Below are 7262 nucleotides of genomic sequence, written 5' to 3'. Positions count from 1 at the left end.
CCGGGCGGGGCGCGCGGGCGGTCAGCGCCCGGGCGGGGCGGGCGGGCGGGCGGGCGGGCGGGCGGGCGGGCGGGCGGGCGAGTATCGTGCCAGCAGGAGGAACCGATGGCCCGACCACCCCTGGCGGAGGAACCCGCGGCATCTCTCGGGCATCGAGCGAAGGGGCGATGAGCCGCCGCTACCCCGCGACGATCGCGGCGCCCGTCGAGCGGGAACTCGTCGTGCGCAAGTCTCGATTCATCGCGCACGTCGCGCCTGCGTCCTCTCCCGAGGCCGCCGACGCCGTCATCGCAGCGGTCCGTAAGCACCGCTGGGATGCCCGCCACAACTGCGCGGCGATGGTAACGGGGCTGTGGGCGGATCAGGCGCGCTCCTCCGACGACGGCGAGCCGTCCGGGACCGCGGGCATCCCGATGCTCGAAGTGCTGCGCCGTCGCGAGCTGACGGACATCGTCGCCGTTGTCACGCGCTACTTCGGTGGCGTGAAGCTCGGAGCCGGCGGTCTCGTCCGCGCCTACTCCACGGCCGTATCCGAGGCGCTCGACGACGCGCGTCTCGTGCAACGCGTAGCCCTCACCGCCGTGCGCATCGACGTTCCCCACGCCGACGCCGGCCGCTTCGACAATCTGCTCCGTGAGTGGGCGCAGCGCTCGGGCGCCTCGCTCGGTGAGACGACTTACGGGAGGCTCGCGACGCTCGAGGTATGGGCACCCGCCGACGCTCTCGCTCGGCTGCACGACGAGATCGCCGCAGCCTCCGGCGGTGCGATCCTGCCGACCGTGGGCGACGAGCGTGTCGTCGACTTCCCGGGCTGACTCGCGGATCAGCGGCCGGGACGGCCTGCACCCGAAGACGGTCAGCACCCGAAGACGGTCAGTGATCGAGACCGTCAGCGATCGAGACCGTCAGCAATCGAGACCGTCAGCGATCGAGACCGCCGGTGATCGAGACCGTCAGCGATCGAGACGGTCAGCGATCGAGACCGTCAGCGTCCGAGACCGTCAGCGTCCGAGACCGTCAGCGTCCGAGACCGTCAGCGTCCGAGACCGTCAGCGTCCGAGACCGTCAGCGATCGAGACCGTCAGTGATCGAGACCGTCAGCGATCGAGACGGTCAGCGTCCGAGACGAACACCGCCCGAAACGCACACCGTCTGAGACGGATCAGCGCCCGAAGAGGTCGCCGAACCCCGGGATCTCGAAGTTCGACAGCTGGTCGCCGAAGCCCGACACGACATCACCGGCACCCGAGACCAGGTCGCCCGTGGCACCCACGTCCAACCCGCCGGCGATCGCGTCGAGATCGAGTCCGGATGCGATCTGCTCGAAGTCGACGCCCATTCCGGCTGCCTGTGCAAGCAGCGGGGCGGCGACCGCGCTGAGGATGGCACCCCCGGCGACAGCTCCCAAGAGCCCGCCCGCACCCCGCAGCGCCGTATTGCGCGCACCACTGCCGCCCGGGCGTCCTCCGCGTCCGGCGCGGGCCAGGAGGCCGGCCATGATCCCGGGACGCATCGCCTCGGTGCGGGCAGCGGAGCGGGCGAGGTCGCCCGCTTCGGCGGATCGAGGCTGCTCCGCCGGCAGCAGCTCGGCCCTCATCCCGGCCTGCACCTGCGCGCGCTGCTGCGGCGTGAGGCGCGCGAACGCCTCGCGATGGATCGCCTCGACCTGATGCGGGTCGGAGGTCTGCAGCAGGTACTCGTAGCGCGCGATCGCAGCGCGGTCCGCGGCATCCGCTGCCGGAGGCGTGACGCCTGCTCCCGCGCGCGGCGACGGAGAGGCGGTGCCCGACGGCGGCGTGAGACCGACGCTCGCGGACGTCGGCTCCGCCGCGCCGGAAGTTCCCGCGAGCGGCGGCGCGTACCGGGCGCGTGGGTCGGTCTGCGCGCGCTGCGGCGTGTCGCCCGTCACGGCTCCGGCGACATCGCGGAGCATCGCACGCCAGTCGCGGCCGCCTGCCTGCGAGGAGTTCGACGACGACGTTCCCTTGTCGAGGGCTTTCGAAGCCATGTCGATGAGGCGCGAGAACGAGCTCATGGGGATCCTTCCGGTAGGAGACGGTGGCCTGTCGCGCACGGCCCTGAGGCTCGCCGCGCGATGGACGCCAAGGTCTCCTCCGCCTCGAAAGGCCGGCAGCCCGGGATCCGTCGATGGATCCGTATTGACGAGCGTGCCGCAGACGGGAGTACTCCCCTTGCTGCTTCCAGCCTAGGTCGCCGCGCACCGGCATCCGCCGACTTCGCCGGGCTCGTCACGCTCTCTCAGCAGATTGATCGAATCCGGATGCCGTCGGCTCGAGACCGCCAGTCCGCGACCGTCAGTCCGCGATCTGCCCGGGCTCGAGCGCTGCTGCGGCTGCGGCTGCGGCTGCGGCTGCGGCGATCGCGTCGGCACTCGCGGGATAGCCGTGCTCGGCAGCGGGGAAGGCGCCCGAGCGCACCTCTGCCGCATAGGCCGTCACGCCGGCGAGCATGGCGTCGCCGACGGCGGCGAACCGCTTGACGAAGACAGCGGTCTTCCCCTCGGTGATGCCGAGCAGATCGTGCAGGACCAGCACCTGTCCGTCGGCAGGCCCGGCACCGATCCCGATCACGGGCACGTGAAGCTGCGGCAGCACGACGTCTACGACCTCGGCGGGCACGGCTTCGATGACGATCGCGCTCGCGCCCGCCTCCTGCACGGCCAGCGCCTCACGCACGAACCTGTCCGCGGACTCCGTCGTGCGTCCCTGTGCACGCATCCCACCGAGCGCCACCGCGGTCTGCGGCGTGAGGCCCACATGACCGACGACGGGGATGCCCGCCGCGACGATGGCACGGATGCGGGAGAGCCGCTGCGCACCGCCGCCTTCGAGTTTGACCGCGTCGGCCCCGGCGCCTTTGACGAAGCGCACGGCGGTCGCGACGGCCTGCTCGTCCGAGACCTCGGTGGAGCCGAACGGCACGTCGCAGACGACGAATGCCGAGCGCACCCCGCGCCGGACGGCGGCGGCGAGCACGAGCATCTCGTCGACCGTGACCGACACGGTGGAGTCGTGCCCGAGCACGACCTGCGCACCGGAATCGCCGACGAGCACCATGTCGACCTCGGCGCGCTCGGCGATCCGGGCCGTCGGGTAGTCGTAGGCCGTGACCATCACGATCGGGTCGCGCGCCGCCTTCATCTCGGCGAGGCGCCGCAGGGTGGTCTGGGGACGCATCACGAACCTCCGGTGGTGCTGAACGGCTCGGGAGTGAGCACGGTGTTGTCGATGAGGCGCGTCGCACCCACGCGCGCCGCGATCGCGACGAGCGTCGGTCGGTCCACCAGCGGGAGCGGCTCGAACGTGTCGGGGTCGACGAAAGCGATGTACTCGAGCGGGATCAGAGCCTCGGCGAGCACGTCCAGCGCGCGGCCGCGCAGTGCATCGGACGAGCGGATGCCGGAGGCCGCGGCATCCGCCACCGTCTGGAGTGCGCGCGGGATGGCGACCGCACGCGCGCGCTCCTCCTCCGATAGGCGCGTGTTGCGGCTGGAGCGAGCGAGCCCGTCGGCATCGCGCGAGGTGGGGCACACCACGAGCTGCACGGGCAGGTTCAGGTCGGCGACCGTGCGGCGCAGCACCGCGACCTGCTGGGCATCCTTCGCGCCGAAATACGCCGCGTCGGGTTGCGAAGCGAGCAGCAGCTTCGTGACGACCGTGGCGACGCCGTCGAAATGGCCGCGGCCTCGCTCGGCGCCTTCGAGCGTCTCGGCGATCCGGCCGGTGACGCTCACGGTCGTGGCGAATCCGTCGGGATAGATCTCGGCGGCATCCGGCGCGAACACGATGTCGACCCCTTCGGCGGCGGCGACCGCGAGGTCGGCATCCTCGGTGCGGGGGTAGCCGGCGAGGTCGGACTGCTCGTCGAACTGGGTGGGATTGACGAAGATCGACATCACGACGGTGTCGCCGTCGGTCCGGGCGGCACGCAGTAGCGACGCGTGCCCCTCGTGCAGGGCTCCCATCGTCGGGACGAATCCGATGCGTCCGGTCCGACGGTCGCGCAGCTCGGCGCGCAGGTCGGCAATGGTGCGCACGACGATCACGACGACACCCGGCCCTTCGTCGCCGCGAGGGCCCGCGTCGCGTCCGTGAGGGCGTCGAACAGCGCCAGGCGCTGGGGCGTCCGCTCCGCCACCGCGGCGCGCTGTCGCGCGAGCGTCGCGTCGTCGCCGCGCGCGATGGGCCCGGTGAGCGCGAACGCCGCGCCGTGTTCCTGCCAGTTCTCGACAGTCGCGCGGACGAGCGGCGCGAACGCCGCCCGCTCGACCCCCGCGGTCGCGGCGAGCTCCTCTGCGAACCACTCGAGGGTCACCAGGAAGTTCGAAGCGATCGAGGCGGCTGCGTGGTAGGCGGCACGATCGGCATCCGCGACCTGGAACGGCGCCATGCCGAGCGCGACCGCCAGCTGATCGGCTGTCTCGAGGGCACGGGCAGTGGCGCCGGCGATCGCCGCGGGTACGCCGGCGAACGACGCATCGCCGCCCGCGATCGTCATGAGGGGATGGATGCCGAACCCCTCGTGCGGTGCGAGCGGCTCGAGTGTCGTCGCACCCGAAAGGTGGCCGACGAGGCGTCCGGGCGCGATCGCCGACGCTGCGGCCTCGATCTCGGCATCCGGAACCGCGAGCAGCACGATCTCGACACCCTCGCCGTCCGCGCCGCGTCCGAGCGGCCCGCGGACGTCGATCCCGGCTCCGCGCAGCCCCGCGACGACCGCGTTGCCCACCCGGCCGTCGCCGACGACATCGACGCGCAGGTCGGCGAGCGCGCGCGTCTGCGCGGCGTGCGGCTCCGGCATCGTCGTCGTCTCCCGTCGTGCCCGGCATGGGTGAACCACGTTCAAAACTACCGCTCGCACGCGAGGGCGGCGCTCCGGACCTTTGATCGGGGCGGATCGGCAAGATCGTTGGCTTCGACTCGGAGACCCGAGCGGGTCGACGCGCGATGCGCGGACCTCTTGCCATGTCCAGGATATCGCGGGGTGGGGGGCTTGCGGCAAGGGCCCCTCACTGGCGCATACTGGTCGGCCGCGCTCCCTCGCGCGACGCGATCACCCCCGGAGTCGATGCCGTGAACACCACTGACACCCGCGCCTTCCAGCTTCCCGACACCCTCGCCGCCAAGTCCTCCCCCGCACTGATCGCCGCCGACGAGCAGCAGTTCGCCGCGATCGCCGCGAGCCTGGACAGCTCCATCGCCGCGCTCTCGGAACGGCTCGCATCCGTGCGGCGGCTGCCGGGCGGCGGCGGCCAGGCCGCGCTCGAGCGCGACCTCGAGATCCACCGGCTGTCTGCGCGACTGCGCGCGCTGCGCCGATTCGCCCTGGACGCCTGCCTCGGGCGGATCGTCGCCGACGACGGCTCGGCGCCCGTCTACATCGGGCGGTTCGGTCTGACCGACTCGAGCGGCCGCCGACTGCTCGTGGACTGGCGCACGCCTGCCGCAGAGCCCTTCTTCGCGGCGACCCATGCGCGTCCGATGGGCCTTGCGAGCAGACGCCGCTACCGCTGGACCGGCGGCCGTGTGACCGACTACTGGGACGAGGTCTTCACGGCCGAGGCGCTGCAAGGCAACGCCGCTCTCGACGACCAGTCGGCGTTCATCGCCAGTCTCGGCGCGAGCCGCTCACCGCACATGCGCGACGTGCTGGGCACCATCCAGGCCGATCAGGACGCCATCATCCGCGCCGGCTCGCAGGGAGCGCTCGTGGTGGACGGCGGCCCGGGTACGGGAAAGACCGTCGTCGCGCTTCACCGCGCCGCGTATCTCGTCTACTCCGATCCCCACCTGGGCGAGGGCCGGGGCGGAGTGCTCTTCGTCGGACCGCACCAGCCCTACCTCTCATACGTCGCCGATGTGCTGCCGAGCCTCGGCGAGGAGAGCGTGCAGACCTGCACGCTGCGAGACCTCGTCGCCGAAGGCGCCGCCGCGGCGATCGAGAGCGACCCCGCCGTCGCACGCCTCAAGGCCGACGCGCGCATGACCGACGCGATCGAGCCGGCCGTCGCGCTCTACGAGGAACCGCCAACGACGACTCTCCTCGTCGAGACGCCGTGGGGGGAGATCCGACTCGACCCGCAGGACTGGGCCGAAGCCTTCGCCTCGCCCGAACCGGGCACCCCGCACAACGAGGCGCGCGACCAGGTGTGGGAGACGGTTCTCGACATCCTCATCGACCAGGTCGGCGGCGAGGTGCCGCCCCACCAGGTGCGGCGGGCACTCGCCCGCAACGACGAGCTGGCGCGCGTCTTCACCCGCGCGTGGCCGCTGGTCGAGGCATCCGTCCTCGTCGCCGACCTGTGGTCGGTGCCCGCGTACCTGCGCCGGTGCGCGCCCTGGCTCACCCCCGACGAGGTCGCGGCGCTTCGACGATCGGATGCCTCGGCCTGGACGGTGTCGGATCTGCCGCTGCTCGACGCGGCACGCCGGCGCCTCGGCGACCCGGCCGCGTCGCGTCGACGCCGCCGACGCGAAGCGACGCTGGCTGCCGAGCGCGAGTACATGTCGCAGGTCGTCGAGCGCCTGAAGGAGGCCGGCGACGAACTGATGCAGTGGATGGACGGAGACGACCTCCGCAACAGCCTCGTCGACGAGAGCGTCGCGCCCGTAGGGGACCCCGACCTGCTCGCGGGCCCCTTCGCCCATATCGTGGTCGACGAGGCCCAGGAGCTCACCGATGCGGAGTGGCGGATGCTGCGCGAGCGCTGCCCGTCGCGCAGCTTCACGATCGTCGGCGACCGCGCGCAGGCCCGTCACGGGTTCGCGCAGTCGTGGGAGGAACGGCTCGGTCGGGCCGGCATCTCGGACGTCTCGGTCGCGTCGCTCACCATCAACTACCGCACGCCGAGCGAGATCATGACCGAAGCCGAGCCGGTCATCCGGGCGGTGATCCCCGACGCCAATGTGCCGGTCTCGGTCCGCAGCACAGGCATCCCGGTGCGGCGCGCACCGCTCTCGCAGCGCGACGCGATCCTCGACGAGTGGCTCACGACCCACCACGAGGGCACCGCGTGCGTGATCGGCGATGCCGGGTTCGCCGGACGCGAACAAGTGAACGCGCTGACCCCGGAACTTGCGAAGGGTCTCGAGTTCGACCTCGTCGTGCTCGTGGACCCCGAGCGACTCGGGGACGGGATCGAAGGCGCCGTCGACCGCTACGTCGCGATGACGCGGGCGACCGAGCGCCTGGTGATCCTGGTGCCGGACCAGCCCGACCAGCCCGACCGGCCGGAGCGCTAG

At 72.0% G+C, this 7262-nt stretch carries 6 protein-coding genes; 2 read left to right on the top strand and 4 right to left on the bottom strand.

The window, feature by feature from the left end; genetic code table 11:
• Positions 1 to 167 precede the first annotated feature (167 nt).
• Positions 168 to 815 carry an IMPACT family protein gene (locus KEC57_RS14025; RefSeq protein ID WP_229385260.1) on the top strand — a complete coding sequence of 216 codons (648 nt, stop codon included), beginning with the start codon at positions 168 to 170 and terminating at the stop codon, positions 813 to 815.
• 347 nt (positions 816 to 1162) lie between these two features.
• Here KEC57_RS14025 and KEC57_RS14020 read toward each other — a convergent pair whose 3' ends face one another.
• From KEC57_RS14020 to KEC57_RS14005, 4 genes are all read right to left on the bottom strand, one after another.
• Positions 1163 to 2035: a cation-transporting ATPase gene (locus tag KEC57_RS14020; RefSeq protein WP_229385259.1), complete on the bottom strand. Its 873-nt coding sequence runs from the start codon at positions 2033 to 2035 to the stop codon at positions 1163 to 1165.
• 280 nt (positions 2036 to 2315) lie between these two features.
• Positions 2316 to 3197 (bottom strand): 3-methyl-2-oxobutanoate hydroxymethyltransferase, encoded by an 882-nt coding sequence (gene panB / locus KEC57_RS14015; RefSeq protein WP_229385258.1) that lies wholly within the window; start codon positions 3195 to 3197, stop codon positions 2316 to 2318.
• Positions 3197 to 4066 carry a pantoate--beta-alanine ligase gene (gene panC, locus KEC57_RS14010; protein WP_229385257.1) on the bottom strand — a complete coding sequence of 290 codons (870 nt, stop codon included), beginning with the start codon at positions 4064 to 4066 and terminating at the stop codon, positions 3197 to 3199. The genes panB and panC overlap by 1 nt, the downstream gene beginning before the upstream one ends.
• Positions 4063 to 4821, bottom strand: coding sequence for a Rossmann-like and DUF2520 domain-containing protein (locus KEC57_RS14005; RefSeq protein ID WP_229385256.1), 759 nt, complete (start codon positions 4819 to 4821; stop codon positions 4063 to 4065). The genes panC and KEC57_RS14005 overlap by 4 nt, the downstream gene beginning before the upstream one ends.
• Before the next feature lie 272 nt (positions 4822 to 5093).
• Between KEC57_RS14005 and helR the strand changes: the two genes are divergently transcribed.
• Entirely contained in the window at positions 5094 to 7262 is a 2169-nt protein-coding gene (helR, locus tag KEC57_RS14000) for an RNA polymerase recycling motor ATPase HelR (RefSeq protein ID WP_229385255.1), read from the top strand.

The sequence above is a fragment of the Microbacterium allomyrinae genome (genome assembly GCF_020682705.1).
GTDB lineage: Bacteria > Actinomycetota > Actinomycetes > Actinomycetales > Microbacteriaceae > Microbacterium > Microbacterium allomyrinae.
The sequence above is the reverse complement of the archived record's forward strand: the minus strand, read 5'-3'. Positions and strand labels throughout refer to the sequence as shown.

Excerpts from the sequence above, each read along its gene's own strand:
- KEC57_RS14025 (WP_229385260.1), top strand. The coding sequence starts at position 168 with ATGAGCCGCCGCTACCCCGCGACGATCGCGGCGCCCGTCGAGCGGGAA.
- KEC57_RS14020 (WP_229385259.1), bottom strand. The coding sequence starts at position 2,035 with ATGAGCTCGTTCTCGCGCCTCATCGACATGGCTTCGAAAGCCCTCGAC.
- panB (WP_229385258.1), bottom strand. The coding sequence starts at position 3,197 with ATGCGTCCCCAGACCACCCTGCGGCGCCTCGCCGAGATGAAGGCGGCG.
- KEC57_RS14005 (WP_229385256.1), bottom strand. The coding sequence starts at position 4,821 with ATGCCGGAGCCGCACGCCGCGCAGACGCGCGCGCTCGCCGACCTGCGC.